The sequence below is a fragment of the Leptolyngbya sp. AS-A5 genome, from assembly GCF_039962495.1.
Lineage (GTDB): Bacteria > Cyanobacteriota > Cyanobacteriia > Leptolyngbyales > Leptolyngbyaceae > Leptolyngbya.
Genome location: NZ_JAMPLL010000007.1, coordinates 196,121 through 209,714 on the forward strand (window position 1 = coordinate 196,121; position 13,594 = coordinate 209,714).

General features: G+C 47.3%; 18 protein-coding genes and 1 tRNA gene. 9 read left to right on the plus strand and 10 right to left on the minus strand.

Annotation, left to right across the window (positions count from 1 at the left end; all coding sequences use genetic code 11):
- The first annotated feature begins 66 nt into the window (after window positions 1-66).
- Complete coding sequence (locus tag NC980_RS11660; protein WP_190376346.1) at window positions 67-822, plus strand: cobalt-precorrin-6A reductase; 756 nt, start codon at window positions 67-69, stop codon at window positions 820-822.
- Here the strand turns inward: NC980_RS11660 and cbiE are convergent.
- The gene (gene cbiE, locus NC980_RS11665; protein WP_190376347.1) at window positions 788-1,990 is read right to left on the minus strand and encodes a precorrin-6y C5,15-methyltransferase (decarboxylating) subunit CbiE; all 1,203 of its coding nucleotides are present in this window, start codon (window positions 1,988-1,990) and stop codon (window positions 788-790) included. The two genes, NC980_RS11660 and cbiE, sit on opposite strands and share 35 nt — an antisense overlap.
- Before the next feature lie 48 nt (window positions 1,991-2,038).
- Here cbiE and NC980_RS11670 point away from each other — a divergent pair.
- Window positions 2,039-2,110: transfer RNA gene (locus tag NC980_RS11670), tRNA-Lys, on the plus strand.
- Between the two features lie 252 nt (window positions 2,111-2,362).
- On the plus strand, window positions 2,363-2,779 hold the full coding sequence (locus NC980_RS11675) for a hypothetical protein (protein WP_190376348.1): 417 nt from the start codon (window positions 2,363-2,365) through the stop codon (window positions 2,777-2,779).
- A 267-nt stretch (window positions 2,780-3,046) separates the two neighbouring features.
- Here NC980_RS11675 and NC980_RS11680 read toward each other — a convergent pair whose 3' ends face one another.
- Window positions 3,047-4,825, minus strand: a complete 1,779-nt coding sequence (locus NC980_RS11680) for an ATP-binding protein (protein ID WP_190376349.1) — start codon at window positions 4,823-4,825, stop codon at window positions 3,047-3,049.
- Window positions 4,826-5,020: 195 nt separating this feature from the next.
- Between NC980_RS11680 and NC980_RS11685 the strand changes: the two genes are divergently transcribed.
- Window positions 5,021-5,464, plus strand: coding sequence for a cupin domain-containing protein (locus tag NC980_RS11685; protein ID WP_348253925.1), 444 nt, complete (start codon window positions 5,021-5,023; stop codon window positions 5,462-5,464).
- A gap of 14 nt (window positions 5,465-5,478) precedes the next feature.
- Here the strand turns inward: NC980_RS11685 and NC980_RS11690 are convergent, their stop codons facing one another.
- Window positions 5,479-5,736, minus strand: a complete 258-nt coding sequence (locus NC980_RS11690; RefSeq protein WP_348253926.1) for a hypothetical protein — start codon at window positions 5,734-5,736, stop codon at window positions 5,479-5,481.
- A gap of 386 nt (window positions 5,737-6,122) precedes the next feature.
- Between NC980_RS11690 and NC980_RS11695 the strand changes: the two genes are divergently transcribed.
- Window positions 6,123-6,287 (plus strand): hypothetical protein, encoded by a 165-nt coding sequence (locus NC980_RS11695; RefSeq protein WP_190376352.1) that lies wholly within the window; start codon window positions 6,123-6,125, stop codon window positions 6,285-6,287.
- A gap of 101 nt (window positions 6,288-6,388) precedes the next feature.
- On the opposite strand, the gene NC980_RS11700 is transcribed toward NC980_RS11695, so the two are convergent.
- From NC980_RS11700 to NC980_RS11710, 3 genes are all read right to left on the minus strand, one after another.
- Window positions 6,389-6,751 (minus strand): hypothetical protein, encoded by a 363-nt coding sequence (locus NC980_RS11700; RefSeq protein WP_190376353.1) that lies wholly within the window; start codon window positions 6,749-6,751, stop codon window positions 6,389-6,391.
- Between the two features lie 912 nt (window positions 6,752-7,663).
- Window positions 7,664-7,942 (minus strand): hypothetical protein, encoded by a 279-nt coding sequence (locus NC980_RS11705; protein WP_190376354.1) that lies wholly within the window; start codon window positions 7,940-7,942, stop codon window positions 7,664-7,666.
- 922 nt (window positions 7,943-8,864) lie between these two features.
- Entirely contained in the window at window positions 8,865-9,050 is a 186-nt protein-coding gene (locus NC980_RS11710; RefSeq protein ID WP_190376355.1) for a hypothetical protein, read from the minus strand.
- Window positions 9,051-9,224: 174 nt separating this feature from the next.
- Here NC980_RS11710 and NC980_RS11715 point away from each other — a divergent pair, with 174 nt between their 5' ends.
- Together NC980_RS11715 and NC980_RS11720 are read left to right on the plus strand one after the other, a co-directional pair.
- Window positions 9,225-9,560, plus strand: a complete 336-nt coding sequence (locus NC980_RS11715; RefSeq protein WP_190376356.1) for a hypothetical protein — start codon at window positions 9,225-9,227, stop codon at window positions 9,558-9,560.
- Window positions 9,561-9,863: 303 nt separating this feature from the next.
- Complete coding sequence (locus tag NC980_RS11720; RefSeq protein WP_190376357.1) at window positions 9,864-10,058, plus strand: hypothetical protein; 195 nt, start codon at window positions 9,864-9,866, stop codon at window positions 10,056-10,058.
- Here NC980_RS11720 and NC980_RS11725 read toward each other — a convergent pair.
- Entirely contained in the window at window positions 10,047-10,226 is a 180-nt protein-coding gene (locus NC980_RS11725; protein ID WP_190376358.1) for a hypothetical protein, read from the minus strand. The two genes, NC980_RS11720 and NC980_RS11725, sit on opposite strands and share 12 nt — an antisense overlap.
- Window positions 10,227-10,309: 83 nt before the next feature.
- Entirely contained in the window at window positions 10,310-10,906 is a 597-nt protein-coding gene (locus NC980_RS11730) for a hypothetical protein (RefSeq protein ID WP_190376359.1), read from the minus strand.
- Between the two features lie 593 nt (window positions 10,907-11,499).
- Between NC980_RS11730 and NC980_RS11735 the strand changes: the two genes are divergently transcribed.
- The gene (locus NC980_RS11735) at window positions 11,500-11,919 is read left to right on the plus strand and encodes a hypothetical protein (protein ID WP_190376360.1); all 420 of its coding nucleotides are present in this window, start codon (window positions 11,500-11,502) and stop codon (window positions 11,917-11,919) included.
- 293 nt (window positions 11,920-12,212) lie between these two features.
- On the opposite strand, the gene NC980_RS11740 is transcribed toward NC980_RS11735, so the two are convergent.
- Both NC980_RS11740 and NC980_RS11745 read right to left on the minus strand, forming a co-directional pair.
- Window positions 12,213-12,623 carry a hypothetical protein gene (locus NC980_RS11740; protein ID WP_190376361.1) on the minus strand — a complete coding sequence of 137 codons (411 nt, stop codon included), beginning with the start codon at window positions 12,621-12,623 and terminating at the stop codon, window positions 12,213-12,215.
- Between the two features lie 26 nt (window positions 12,624-12,649).
- Window positions 12,650-12,874: a hypothetical protein gene (locus NC980_RS11745; RefSeq protein ID WP_190376362.1), complete on the minus strand. Its 225-nt coding sequence runs from the start codon at window positions 12,872-12,874 to the stop codon at window positions 12,650-12,652.
- A gap of 481 nt (window positions 12,875-13,355) precedes the next feature.
- On the opposite strand from NC980_RS11745, the gene NC980_RS11750 reads away from it, so the two are divergent.
- Window positions 13,356-13,594, plus strand: a 239-nt coding sequence (locus NC980_RS11750; RefSeq protein ID WP_190376363.1) for a hypothetical protein, incomplete at its 3' end; no start/stop codon positions are given.

The window sequence follows — 13,594 nt, forward strand, 5'->3', positions numbered from 1 at the left end:
ATTTCAGTGATGTTCATTGTCTCAATGACTGCGCGATAATATCAACAGAAGACTGGACTTTGATCAGTGAAAAAACGATTGCTCATTCTCGGTGGCACAACAGAAGCAACACAATTGGCAGCAAAAGCCTCAGAACTTCCCAATTTAGATGTGATTTCTTCACTGGCTGGACGCACTCAACAGCCACATCATCCTTTGGGAGACCTGCGGATTGGGGGGTTCGGGGGCGCAGTAGGATTGTTTCACTATCTGCAAGACCAGCAGATTGATTTACTAATTGATGCCACGCATCCGTTTGCGGCTCAAATTTCGTGGAATGCGGCAACCGCCGTCGATCGCGCTTCGATTCCAAGATTAGCGATCGTGCGTCCTGTCTGGGAAACTGAACCCCATTGGATCGAAGTCGAAAGCAATGAAGCCGCAGCAGGTCTGTTACCGGAGATTGCAAAGCGAATTTTTTTGACGATCGGGCGACAGGAACTCGCAACATTTGCCCATCTCACACAGCTATGGTTTCTGATGCGAATGATTGATCCTCCCGTTGCAGGAACGCCAATTCCACCGGGAGAGGTTTTGTTAGCGCGTCCACCGTTTTCAGTTGCACAAGAGCGATCGTGGATGCAGAGTTATAACATTCAAGCCATTGTCAGTAAAAATAGCGGCGGTGACGCAACCGTTTCTAAGTTAATTGCAGCTCGTGAGTTAGAACTACCTGTTGTGATGGTGCAGCGTCCAACGACGCCAGAGGGAGCCTCTGTTTCTGATGTTGATGCTGCATTGTTGTGGATCAATCAACAGCTTTGCTCACAGACCATTGCGTAATCGGTGACATTGCTTTCCAGCCTAAGAACTTTCCGATCGGTTCTGCTCTCTGAACAGCAATTCGGCTAAGTTCTCCCCCAATTTGACTTTGCCACTGAAACAATTGTGCTTCGGTTTCAACTGTGACAGCATTCGCAACCAGTCGCCCACCCGAACGCAGCGATCGCCAGCAGGTTTCAACGACATCCGGTGTGGTCAATCCGCCACCGATAAAAATGGTGTCCGGTTGAGGAAGATTCTGAAGCGCGATTGGTGCTTTTCCCGCAACGATTTTGAGATTGGGAACACCGAGCGTATTGGCATTTTGAGCGATTAACTTTAAGCGATCGGCGTTCGATTCAATCGCGATCGCTTGACATCGGCGATCAGATCTCATCCATTCGATCGCAATTGAGCCACAGCCAGCCCCCACATCCCAAAGCAACTGTCCGGGTAGCGGTGCAAGCGTCGAAAGGGTAACGGATCGGATTTCGCGCTTAGTTAACTGTCCATCATGTTGATAAGCAGCATCGGGCAGTCCTGGGACGCGAGGAGGGAGAGGCGCATTTGAGCAAGTGATCGCGATCGTGTTGAGATCTGCAATATCGGTATGCTCCCAATCAGCAGCGGTACTTGCAAGAATGCGTTCTTGTGTTCCACCCAAATGCTCTAGCACGATTATTGAACTTTCCGCTAAGCCACGATCACGCAAGATTTGAGCCACAATTCCAGGCGTTTGACGATCGGCGCTTAACACTAAAATTCGCGCCCTCGAATACAGCACCGCATTTAGTAACACTGGATCGCGACCACAAAGACTCAGGGTTTCGACTTCAGACATCGACCAACCCAAGCGAGAACAAGCCAGACTGAATGCCGAAGGCGCAGGAATAATAATCATTTCATCGATCGCAATGCGACGAACCAAAGTTGCACCAATGCCGTAACACATCGGATCGCCGCTAGCTAATACACACACCGATCGCCCCCGATAGCTCAACAGCTTTTGAATTGAATCTTCGATCGGAGAAGTCCATCGAATTCTAGGGCGCGAATCAGCAGGCAGCATTGCCAAGTGACGATCGCCGCCGACCAGAATTTCAGCTTGCTTAATCCGCGATCGAGCGATTGAGGCAACCCCGTCTATTCCATCATCGCCAATTCCAACGATCGACAACCATTTCTCCATATCCGATCTCGATGTGAGCAGTTCTGATATGATGGTAGAAGATTTGTCGGATGACTAGCTCAATGGTAGAGCATCGGACTCTTAATCCGCTGGTTCTGGGTTCGAGCCCCAGGTCATCCATCGGTTCTAGTCTACAGCATTCAGGACTGCCCTAAATCTGCCCTAGAACCCGATTACAACCGAATAACGGGGACTGCGGATCAACACCGTATTCACAGCTTTTAACGGGGTGAGATTCCCCTGGAAGGTTATGAGTACCGAAACTGGTACCGCTGTTTTTGCTGTGTGTGAAAAGCTGACTTTTAACTAGAACGCTTATACTCCGGTTCTCACACACACTAGAGTCGAAGTCCAAATTGGAGGTGACTTGGTATGGGAATGTTCGATCGCATTAGTCGAATTGCGCGGGCTGAGGTGAATAGCCGTCGGTCTCAGCCGAGTCATAATGTGAACTTGCAGACTAGAGAATTAGAACAGCAGGCGGATTCGCTTCGTCGTCAAATAGTGGATTTAGAGACTACGGCTAAAAATTCAATGAGTGGCGCATTGCGGCACGAGTATGGAACTACGATTTCAAGCCTGAAGCGCTCTCTAGCAACACTAGAGCAAGCAATTCTTGATCTTGGTGGAACTGTTGATTCTAAATCTGTTAGTGTTGACGATTCAGAATTGAAAGCAACAAATGTAAATTTTGGCGCTTCGCAGAACTCGATTAAGACTCATTCTTCCTCAGTCGCTGATATTGATGCAGAGTTAGAAGAATTAAAGCGATCGTTAGACGAACTCTAAAGCGATCGCACTCAATCTGGGAACTCTGAGCTCGCAATCGCGCAATTCGATTTGAAGGGGGGTTAATTGGGTTTGCAGCTCGACCACAATCAAAGTGTCCATAAAAAACCGCCCTTATTGGGAGCGGTTCCGTTGGTGGATTCAGTTTGCGGGAATGAGATCGAGTCCTGAATCTACAGCGCTTTTCACGCGAATGCACAATGCAAAATCATTCAACTGCCGTTCGAACCATGACTCTCTGATGCGCTAACCGACGTTCTGCCCGCCTCATTGACGCACACCTGACTGGCGAATCGGCAGCTCAACGACAAATTCAGCACCCTGACCGGGAGTTGAGTGGCAGTAGAGTTTACCATGGTGCTTTTCGACGATGATTTGGTAGCTAATCGACATGCCCATGCCTGTGCCTTTGCCCACAGGTTTCGTCGTGAAGAAGGGATCAAAAATCCGTTGCTGAATCGGTTCCGGCACGCCCATGCCGTTATCCGCGATTGCAATCTCTACCCAGTCATCCACCACGGAAGTTCGGATGGTGATTCGCGGCTGGGCGGTAGCTTCGAGTGCATCGATCGCATTGCTCAAGAGACTCATAAAGACCTGATTGATTTGACCTGCACGACATTCAATTTGAGGCAGTGCAGCATAGTCTCGCACGATGAGAATTTCAGGACGCTGAGGCGAGGGTTTCAAGCGATGTTGCAGAATCAGGAGTGTGCTTTCGAGTCCTTCATGCAAATCGACCGCTTTGAAATCGGCTTCATCGAGCCGAGAGAAGTTGCGTAGCGACAGGACGATTTCGCGAATGCGAGTGGTTCCAATCTCCATTGAGTTAAGGAGATTGGGGAGATCGGAATGAATAAATTCAAAATCGGTCGCCTGCAAGTGGCGTTGAACAGCGGGGTGTGGGAATGGATGATGAAGTTGATAGAGGTTCAAGAGGGTCAGAATCTCAGTGACATAATCATGTAAATAAGTGAGATTGCCGTGAATGAAAGAGACAGGGTTATTAATTTCATGAGCAATGCCTGCTACTAGCTGTCCCAGGCTCGACATTTTTTCACTCTGGATCAGTTGTGTTTGACTGCTTTGGAGATTGCGGAGGGCTTGTTCTAGCTGAGCGGTTTGCTGTTTCAACTTCTCTTCGATCGTGATGCGCTCAGTGACATCGTGACAAAAGCCCAGCACTGCGAAAACCTCACCCTCGGCAGATAGAGGAATTTTCTGTGTATCAAAAATACGAGTGGTGCCATCCGCTGCGGTTGCTGGGTCGTAGGAATTATGAATTCTTTGTCCTGCAAGCGCAGCCTGATCGTCCGTCCGAAACCCGCGAATGCCCTGGTCTGGATTACCGAGGACGAGATCCACAGGAAAGCCTAATTCCAGATCATCTTTTCCAAGCATGTCTTGGACGGTCTGTCCGATGGCGGTGGCATAGCTTTGGTTCACCAAGAGATAGCGAAACTGCTGGTCTTTGACAAAAATCCAATCTTGCGTTTCGTCGATCACTGTTTGCAGCAACTGCGCTGGTTGTTCTATGGTCTGACAGGACAGTACAGGTTCCCTTGAGTGAGCTTGAGCAAGCTGCAAAGACTGTGGTTCATCCTGACCGGTGACAGGCGGTTGCACAAACAGAATGCCATTCCAAAGCTGTCCTAAAGCGGTTAGTGAGTCTGAGGTGGCAATCAGTTGAATGAGCTGAATCTGTCCAGATGCCAACCGCCATCGTCCTTGCCATTGCCATAACTGGTGTGTTTGGGTCGCTCCGGTGAGCGTCCTGTGAAATGTCGCCTGATCGTCCGCTTCAATCTGAGCGAGCCACTGTGAGACATTGGCTTGAATTTCAGTAAATGGGCGCTCGAACACTAGGATGCAGTTTGGACTGATAAAGGGAAGGGTAATTGACCCATCAGAATGCGAAAGCAATTGGAAAATCACACCAGGTCCTGTTTCCAAGATTTGCTTCAAGGGAGGCTCGATCGAGCTGTTCTCACTGCGCTGCAAATTATGTAAATCAATCTTTGCGGGAAATGGGGAGGCGTGGGACATGAACACACTGAGGGACAAGCGACAGCAACCCTATTTTTCCCATCCTCCAACAAAACCCGCTTTTAAGGCACAACAAAAATTACAGAGAGAGGAAACAGTGATCCACACTACATTGCAAATGGTGATAATACTTTATCATTGCTTAATATTTTGTTGGATTCCGTGACCTAGCCCCCGGTGTGTGAGGAAGATTGAATGAAAAGGTTCTTGTCTCAAGCCATGAATTTAGATCATCGTGGCTGTTTTTGGACTGCGCTAGATCAGCCTTGTGCTGAGGTGAACTATGTGGAAACATTAGCGAACAAAGTGCGCGGCAACCACTACCATCAGTATACCTATGAGCTTTTCTTTATCATCTCGGGTGAAATCGAGATCAGCATTGAGTCGTTACAGTCTGGAGAGCGCACCACCTTCTTCGCGACGAAAGGAGAGCAGATTCTGATTGAACCTTACGAGTTGCATACTTTCCGGACAAAGACCAACGCTCAATGGATTGCAATGCTGTCCCAGAAAATTGACCCCCACAATCCAGATTTTCATCGCCTTCCCAGTGCTGCACCCGCTCATCAAGAGGGAGACATCGATGCGGGTCTACCCAGTTTGGTGCCAACTCAACCCTTGAGTCTCCTGGATAATTGAGTTCGCCAAACGTGTCACTCTGGCTCTAAGAACATGCTTGACTGAGTATCGTTAGGTGTACCGAGACTACAGCAAGGGAGCGGATTAATTTGAGAATTGCTGTAGTCTCGGCATTGCTCCCATTCAATGGAATCATGAGCACAAAAGATATGAATTGTCTCTCCCTGCGCCTGCTTCACTTGCCGTAGGCGTTCTTGATTGCGGCGACGAACAAAAGAATCCACATCTCCAAGCCGTTGTAGAATCGACAGCCCAAGTGGACAGCGAGGCATTTCCGTCATTTCATCGCGATGATAATAAGCATCTCCAATGTGCAGCAACCATCCTTGCGAACTTATCCCAACTAGATCAGTTCTGGCATCGCTAAACTGCGTAAATTTCTTTCCAAGTCAGCGGTTGCAGCCTAATTGCTCAGACGATCACTCGCCCACCCATTTGGGAACACTCAACAGCTCAATTTTTTGTTGTCATCCCGTCAATCTGGCAGGATTTTTTGTTTGAGAATGAGCGCGATCGCTCAGCTATAACCCTTAAAGTCGATTGCAGGCGCAAGCGTCCCTTAAAGAGGGGAATCCTTAAAACATTCCCTTTTTAGATAGCGATGAATAAATTCCAGTGGCGCTCTCAATAGCATATCAGGCGCGATCGTATCTCCCAAATGATTCTCGTCATCGCGATCGGTATAATCCCCCTCAGCTATGCGATCGCTCGGATGTCTGATGAATTTCGACTGTGGCAGGCGGGCGGGAAATGGTGCGTTCAGATTACGCCGAGCGGTGAAGAAAAAGTTCTCTACGCCTCCGAATGCAGTGGTTTCAGATAGCGCGATCGGTGTTTTGATTAAGCCAAACAGTTATTACCCTTAATCTCTCTGTAAGTCGCTTAATTTGGTGCCTACTATTCGTAACTAGCAAGTTCCTGTCATTACCGAAGAAACCGACCGCAGTTCCTTTCAATATGCGCCATATCTTCATGAGTAACACGCTCTCCGCCGCTCATATTGGCTTTAACGCACTTTTCAGCTTCGGCAGCAGCATCATAAGAAGCAGGTTTATAATTTGCGATCGCGTTCCACACCAGTCCCAACAAAAGAACCACAGCAATTACCACGAATGGCTCGGTAGAAATCAGCTTTTTCTGGTCTAATCCCAGTTTTTCAAAACTAACAGACAATACTTCCGGTGAATCTTTCAACCAAACTTGTACACATTTTTGATTAATTCCAAACTTCTCGATGTTTTCTGGATTAATTTTTAGGACTTGCGCGATCGCTTCTTTCGTTAGCATGAACTCTCAAGGGGTAAACGTGCTGAGAATATAGCTGTCAACCTCAGTACGGTGACGTAGTTTATAAAAACTTTGCGCTACTCTACACCCTTGATGAAGTGCCGATAAAAGAATATTGATTCCCTTAATGCATGAGTCATAGCTCATGCTTCCTAATCGTCTAAATCGAGGCTCGAAGAGAGAGCATTGATAACTCTATTTAATGGGTACATTTGCCCTCATCCTGCAAGATGTCTCGATCGTCCAGTGCAAAAATTGATCGTCACTTAGTCCAAATACACCATTTTTAGTCCAGCCATTTTTGAGATGAGTTAGATAATGACTTAAATTATTATCAGGCGTATATCCTGAGTTTTATTGATTTGATTGAACTTCTGCGGCACGTAGAAGTTCATTGGGAATCTACACAACTCTAGAAACCATAAATCCGTCAAGCCCTTATGTATCACCCATTCCAGGGGCAAGCCTGATTTGGAAGGGCTGGACTAAGCAAAATTGTGTCTAGTCCAGAATTTGTGCGATCGAGTTCATCCGCTCAACTTATCGATCGCTGGTTACGTCACTACACAACAAGGGAGTGCCGGTTAAAACGATCGCACAAATTCTGGACACGAATCCTTGAATGAATTCTCTCGATATTTGGAAGTGACCCTAGAGCAGCGGCGACCGACGATCATGCAACTTCGTTAAGCATTGCGGCATCTCAAGATCTATGGAATTCCCCATACACCTTACAAGCCCTGCATCTACAAATCCCTTTTTACGGCGTAAAAACTTACCTCCATTTCGTGTATAAGTCATATTCAAATACACGAAGAAATGCCTGGTAGATCATGCAATGTGATTGATGCCCATCTGAAGCTGTTTCTAGGATGCCTAGTTAATCGATCGCGGCTTGTCTTCTCCATTTGGTCAAGGCTCGATGCAAAAGCGGACAGGACTCCGATCAACGATTCTGAGTTGATTCTGCTGATGGAGTTCGAGCAGCGCGTACACCAAGTTGATGTGAATGGCTCTGACGGCAATGCTGTCATCCAGTAAAAACAGCCGCGATTCTCCAGGATAGTGACGCTGAAGATCCGGCACACTAAAAGACTGTTGCTGAAACTGCAAGAGCAGTTCCAGCTTGATTTGCTCGATAGCACTGAGATCGATTTCCTCCTGGGACGATTTGTCTATTGCGAACCCCATGCCTCACATTCCTTTCAAGTTTGAGTCGCTTCAGGTTGCACGGAATAAGACCGTTCACTTCCTGGGGAGCGCTTGAGCTAGAATTTCCTGCCGCATGGCTCAGCAATCGCAGTGCCGAGAATCTTTATTATCTTCTCGTAAAAAACATTTGAGTTTGAAGCAACGAAAAAGACCTGACTGAAGGACTTGAATGGGAGGCTTTGGTCTAGCTCCTGATTGATATGTGAGTGCTGCTTTCGGCCCAGTGAAGCCTTCCGAGGTTCAGAGTGCAGCATCGAACCGAGCACTTCGTAGTACAGAGCATTCGCTTTCTCTTTTATTGTCATTGGGGATAAGAAAGAGGCTAGTGTGTCCAAAATGGAGCACGATTACATGGCTTGTCTAACCAGATTGCACCCAGCGACGGAGTGAGCTTACCTCAGGAATAAGAGTCACAACCCATCGAACACAGGCATCATAGGAAAAAGCAAAAGCGGTTGAACAGAGTGACAGGACACGCTATGAAGGTGGCGCGTGCCGTCTTGCTCACGCCTTCCTCTCCGTGCAATCGCTGAGAGAAATGCGAGGTGCTCGTTGATGTGTAAGGCACACACTTAGCTAAATTATCGTGATTTTTCTGCAACTAGACTAATTCTGAGCAGTTTGCAGTGTTTTATACACACAGAGACAATTATTTATGCCACAGTGAATTGTAGATCTCATCCTTCACCTGCAATCTCTCACTTCCTAGGTCTACTCCAGTCATGACAAAGATGCTCCCCGCTAATGAATCGGACTGCCAGTTGTTTAAGTTCTGGTTCTACGATCGCGTTTGTGATGGCATTCATTATCAAAACCAATTGTTCCTTCAGCTTGCCAGCTTTGGTCTTGATTGCCGTGATCAAGACCATGAGCTCAGTGCAAAGTTGATAAAGCGTGGATTTCAGTCATTTTCTGCTGCTCTCAGGAGCAATACTTGCTCGGCATCAATCCTTGCACGGGCTGGGCTGAGCTTGATACGAGCGGCAAGCGGCAAGCGTTCGGCGAAGGGCAGGGTAGGGCAACAGCCTTGTTTGCAGCCTGGGTGCTTCAGACTTAATGGCAAAAACCACTGCACCAGTATGCTCATACTCGGTCAGCAATTCCGCCCCTGCTTATGGAAGATGTGCTGTGGACTACTGTATCGACTCTCATATTTGTGAAATACTAAAAAGCTGATGCAAAATATCTTGTGATAGCCCAAGCTTTAATTCAAGCATAGAGAAGCCTCGATCTCAGGAACCGTGAGTACTAAAACTGTCTCATGTCCAAACAGCAGAACAACTCAAAGATTTCCGATGCCCTGTTGGAGCAGATTGTGAATGCCATCTCGCTTTCCGGGGAGCACGAAATTGCAAAACTGACCATGGTAATTAAAACGCTGAGAAGCTTCAAGCAAGGGTTAGCTGTGTCTGATCTAGCGCTGCGCTACGCAAGTGAGCAATACGATCAAACGCTCTGCTTGAGTTTGTACCGAGCGCTACAGCAGGTGAATGCGATGAACCGTGCTGGGGGTGTAGACGTGAGTGTATTGCACGGACTTTGGAAGGGTAAACACAGCCCGCTTCTCGATTCGGGCACAAGGCTCTCCAAGCCTTAAAGAAGCTCTACTTTGCTGTGACTCAGCGACGCTTTCTGGAGGAGCGAACTTCGTTAATGGTATGAGACAAAAGGATAGTTATACGTCATGATGACAGGAAGGTGTCGCGAGCCTTCTTTTTTATGTATTGGTCACCTTCATCCCTCAATAAAATCCCCTAGCTAATCAACTAGAGGAAGGGCCATCTGAAAACGTGAATATTTTCAGGATGCCCAAAGCAGTTGACATCGATCACAGTGTACAGCGTTTGTTCGTATCAGCTTTTTCTGGTCTTGGCTGAAGCGAGAGCAGCGGGTCGGTGTCGTGCTAAAAAGGCGCTTTTTCAGCAGGTGTGAATCGCTGGCAGAATCGCTCAAGTCTGAAGGGCGCAATGTTCAAATTTCAGCAGGTCTCAATGATGGTGGACAAGTTAAAGGAACCAGGGAAGTAATTAAGGAGATTCGAGCCGAGTTGCAGATGGTAGAAGCGATCGCTCAGTTAACGATCTCATTTTTGTAGTTCTAAGGCAAACCAGAGCAGCGCCATGATTCCAACGGCTTCAGCAACGGCTGTGATCATTTTTGGATCGCGATGATCACCCGTCTCAATCTTTTGACCCAATTCATAAACCATCGTGCGAAGTGCCTGACTGCTCAAGGATCTTTCGGCTGAGTCGATCGACCTCATTTATTAACCTCTGCATTTCGATAACAAGCTGGCTCTGTTTTCCGTGTCGCAGTCGATTTTTACTGACGCGCTGTTTCCCTTGCTCAGACTTCGCGCCCGTCGATTTCAACCAGGGGCGATTCTGTTGCATCCAGTGACGCTGCTTGGCTTTCTGCAATTCGCGTTCTATCGGTTCGTTGCTCCATCGCGGCATGAATTCCCCCTAATTGGTTCAGTTGCTTATCGACATAACTCTTGATGAACTGCGTTGGCTTCTTGGGATTTTTGATCGTATCGATCGCTAGAATCAGCTTTCTACAGGATTCCTGCGCTCGAAACATCAATGAAAACAACGTTTCTGCGCGATCGATATCTTCAAGTAAGGCAAAAGCTAAATTGCTCAATTCCTGCGTAATTGATTCCATTAAGGCAAGCTGGCAGGTCAATGCTTTCACCGCTTCACCTGGAAAGTCTGATTCAATTGCTCGAATACGATCGCGCCAAGCTTGGACAAATTCTGTCGTCAACTCTGATGATTCTTCAGGGGATCTCATCACAACCGAAAGCCCAAAGCCCAGCGCTGGATCTGTAACGATTTTTGGCAGCGTGGCTGTAAATCCTTGTGCTGATTTGGCTCGGCTGGCAGCACGATTGCGGTGTGAAACATCCATCAGCTTATCCAACTGTTGCAGCAATTCCATTTTTCATCACTGGTTGCATTCAAACTAATCATGACAAATATTTTTCAAACTCTTGCATAAAAAAAGCGGAGTTTCGTGAGTTTCGTGATGCACAGGAAGAAAGGGGAGTTTCGCGAGGCGATCGCGGCATCAATCACAACTTTGTTCTACAAGCATCTATACCTGGGGAATTCAAGAATGGATAATTGTGAACGTGCGTATTAATCGCTAAAACTTTCTTCCCTTGTTGAGCCAATAAGAGCGCTGTGAAAAAATGCTAGTTGTCTTACCTTGACCACCGGAGAGCGAGATACAGGAGCAAGTTTGCATAAGAGGTATCTCAATTCGATAGTATCTTGAGTTCTAACTTCTGAGCCGATGCAATTGTTTCTCCGGGGAGGGTGTAAGTTGCGGAACAAAATTTTGGATGTGGTCATTGACTTCGCTGCATAAAGGTCAGAAGCCCACCGTGTAGATCATTGGGTAGCAACATAAGGCAGGACATATCTAGCGAGGCTCAATCCTTTGTCGTCTGGAACCCTTGTTGGGTAGGCTGTCTCACCTGAAGTCAATACTCAATCATCAACATTTAGTACCAAAAGGAGCAGATACTCATGGATATCATTCGCAATATGCAATCAAGAGCCAATCTGATCCAAAACGCCACCCATCGCCGTGTGCTGGTCGCACTCACTACGTCGCCAGCCACCGCAGCCGGGGTCAAATGCCAACCCAACGTGAGGGTGATAAACAAGAAGGGAGCTTCAATCAAAGTGCTTAGATTTCTGTACAAAGTCGGCGGCAACACAGTCTACACTGAAGGGCTGGCTAACAAAATCCTGACCCCGAATGAGACTGAGAACTGGTCAAGCCAAACGCTGAACAACGCGGCTACTGGCGTTGTAGTTACCTCCACTGCTGTCGAGTACAGGAACGACACTGGTAGCGGTTACGGGTCTCCACGCACCTCGGCATGGTTCCCGCACAGTTTCACCTGCGGCTCAAACCACAACTACATCCACGAAATTCAGTAGTGCGATGGGGGCGCTGCAACTTTAAGTGAAGTTGCAGCGCCCTCAACAGATCGACGATGGCTCGAAGCTTCGCGTGGCAATGATTTTAGTGTTCGCGTGTCGATGTTATGAGTCAGGAAGTTATCGGAAAGTGAGGCTCATACCGCCCTCAATTCTTAAAGAATTCAACCAATCAATACGACCGCGGTCGGTCAACTTCAACAGTTCTCAATCCGTTGAGAACTGTTGAAGTTGGACTTTCCCACGCTTTGTACAAATCACAAATGCAATCGCACTCTTCCTTGCAATCCAATCTAATTCTCATTCCGATCGAACTCAGGACAAACATATTTATCTCCGATCGTGGAGATTGTGGATCCGAGCCTCAGTGCCGTTTCTCCAGCTATTCGGTTTCCTGGATACTTGTTTTGGATATTTCTTGTGAAAGCAGCGATGAAGCCGATTGAGTTTTGCCCGTCGCTACGAATCTTGCAATAGCTGGAAAGATAGAACGTGACATCGTGATCGCTAAAGTCGAATTCAGCATCCCATTTATCCATAGTGTGCCACAGCAGCCTAAACATACGAATCGTCTCGTCATCAATCGTGTATTCAGTTGATGAAAAATCTGCATTTCCATACCCGCGATCATATCGAGCAGGAGCGCTCTGATTGCCACAAGCGATTTTAATCATCTCGCGAGTCGCGCCCGTCATATTAGGCATGAACGGCTTACCAATATTCGGAGTCGCTAGCGATGAATCACAATGACCGAAGCTTGCACCAAATCTTTGCCAATCAGATGCCGAAACCGCACATCATATCGAGATACACGATCGATTGAATCCATATCGATCGCCACCGTTTCGCGAGTTCGACTTGATACTCCCACCGTTCGCCAATCAGTAGCGGTCGCAGGCAGAAACAAAGATGATAAGACAGCGATCGCGCTTCCGAGAATGAATGGTTTCAACATAACTCTTGAAATAGGAGCCTGCTGAAGATAATAGCGATACTCCTCAGCCTATATATGCATTCATCAAGACTTTTATTACACATCACGTTGATGAAGCGCTGATAAAAAATAGCAGTCTCTTTCCCTTTAATCCGGTGAGAATGCTTGCCGTCTGGATTTCTCCACATTGTGTGGAGTCGAGAGCGATCGACTTACTACCGGGAAGTTGCACCCAATATCTAGCCTGCCCACTATCCGCATCAGAATCAAAAATCGCCCAACTCTAGCCAAATGGTTAAAGTTGGGCGGTTTTTTCTATGGTTGATCGCGCTTCTCTTACCGTCAGGTCTGGATCTGAGGGTTGTTTTGGAATAGTACAAAAAATATTTCTCTTGGCGTAGGGATGAAGTTGATCGACAACTAGAAAAGTGAGTTGTTACTCTGCTTAACATAAGATCTAAATATTGTAGACACTTAGATAAGACGATAAAAGGCAAATTTGATGATTAATCCGGCATCTGAGCGGCTTCAGCAACATGCAGATCGCATCATGCAGCTATGGGAGGAGCGGGCACGGACTGAAATCAGCGCCTCCCTGCATCACAACTCGCTGATCTTGCAGGATTCGCTACCGCAGTACTTAAACTTCCTCATCACTGAATTATCAACCACCATTGAACGCACCTCTGCCCGTATCAACGCTGATAAAGTGGAAAGCGATCGGATTGGCAGGAAGCATGG

Excerpts from the sequence above, each read along its gene's own strand:
- NC980_RS11680 (WP_190376349.1), bottom strand. The coding sequence starts at position 4,825 with ATGTCCCACGCCTCCCCATTTCCCGCAAAGATTGATTTACATAATTTG.
- NC980_RS11700 (WP_190376353.1), bottom strand. The coding sequence starts at position 6,751 with ATGCTAACGAAAGAAGCGATCGCGCAAGTCCTAAAAATTAATCCAGAA.
- NC980_RS11745 (WP_190376362.1), bottom strand. The coding sequence starts at position 12,874 with ATGTTGAAACCATTCATTCTCGGAAGCGCGATCGCTGTCTTATCATCT.
- NC980_RS11710 (WP_190376355.1), bottom strand. The coding sequence starts at position 9,050 with ATGAGCATACTGGTGCAGTGGTTTTTGCCATTAAGTCTGAAGCACCCA.
- NC980_RS11675 (WP_190376348.1), top strand. The coding sequence starts at position 2,363 with ATGGGAATGTTCGATCGCATTAGTCGAATTGCGCGGGCTGAGGTGAAT.
- NC980_RS11725 (WP_190376358.1), bottom strand. The coding sequence starts at position 10,226 with ATGAGGTCGATCGACTCAGCCGAAAGATCCTTGAGCAGTCAGGCACTT.
- NC980_RS11740 (WP_190376361.1), bottom strand. The coding sequence starts at position 12,623 with ATGCCTAATATGACGGGCGCGACTCGCGAGATGATTAAAATCGCTTGT.
- NC980_RS11715 (WP_190376356.1), top strand. The coding sequence starts at position 9,225 with ATGTCCAAACAGCAGAACAACTCAAAGATTTCCGATGCCCTGTTGGAG.
- NC980_RS11705 (WP_190376354.1), bottom strand. The coding sequence starts at position 7,942 with ATGGGGTTCGCAATAGACAAATCGTCCCAGGAGGAAATCGATCTCAGT.
- cbiE (WP_190376347.1), bottom strand. The coding sequence starts at position 1,990 with ATGGAGAAATGGTTGTCGATCGTTGGAATTGGCGATGATGGAATAGAC.
- NC980_RS11730 (WP_190376359.1), bottom strand. The coding sequence starts at position 10,906 with ATGGAATTGCTGCAACAGTTGGATAAGCTGATGGATGTTTCACACCGC.
- NC980_RS11685 (WP_348253925.1), top strand. The coding sequence starts at position 5,021 with ATGAAAAGGTTCTTGTCTCAAGCCATGAATTTAGATCATCGTGGCTGT.
- NC980_RS11695 (WP_190376352.1), top strand. The coding sequence starts at position 6,123 with ATGATTCTCGTCATCGCGATCGGTATAATCCCCCTCAGCTATGCGATC.
- NC980_RS11690 (WP_348253926.1), bottom strand. The coding sequence starts at position 5,736 with ATGCCTCGCTGTCCACTTGGGCTGTCGATTCTACAACGGCTTGGAGAT.
- NC980_RS11735 (WP_190376360.1), top strand. The coding sequence starts at position 11,500 with ATGGATATCATTCGCAATATGCAATCAAGAGCCAATCTGATCCAAAAC.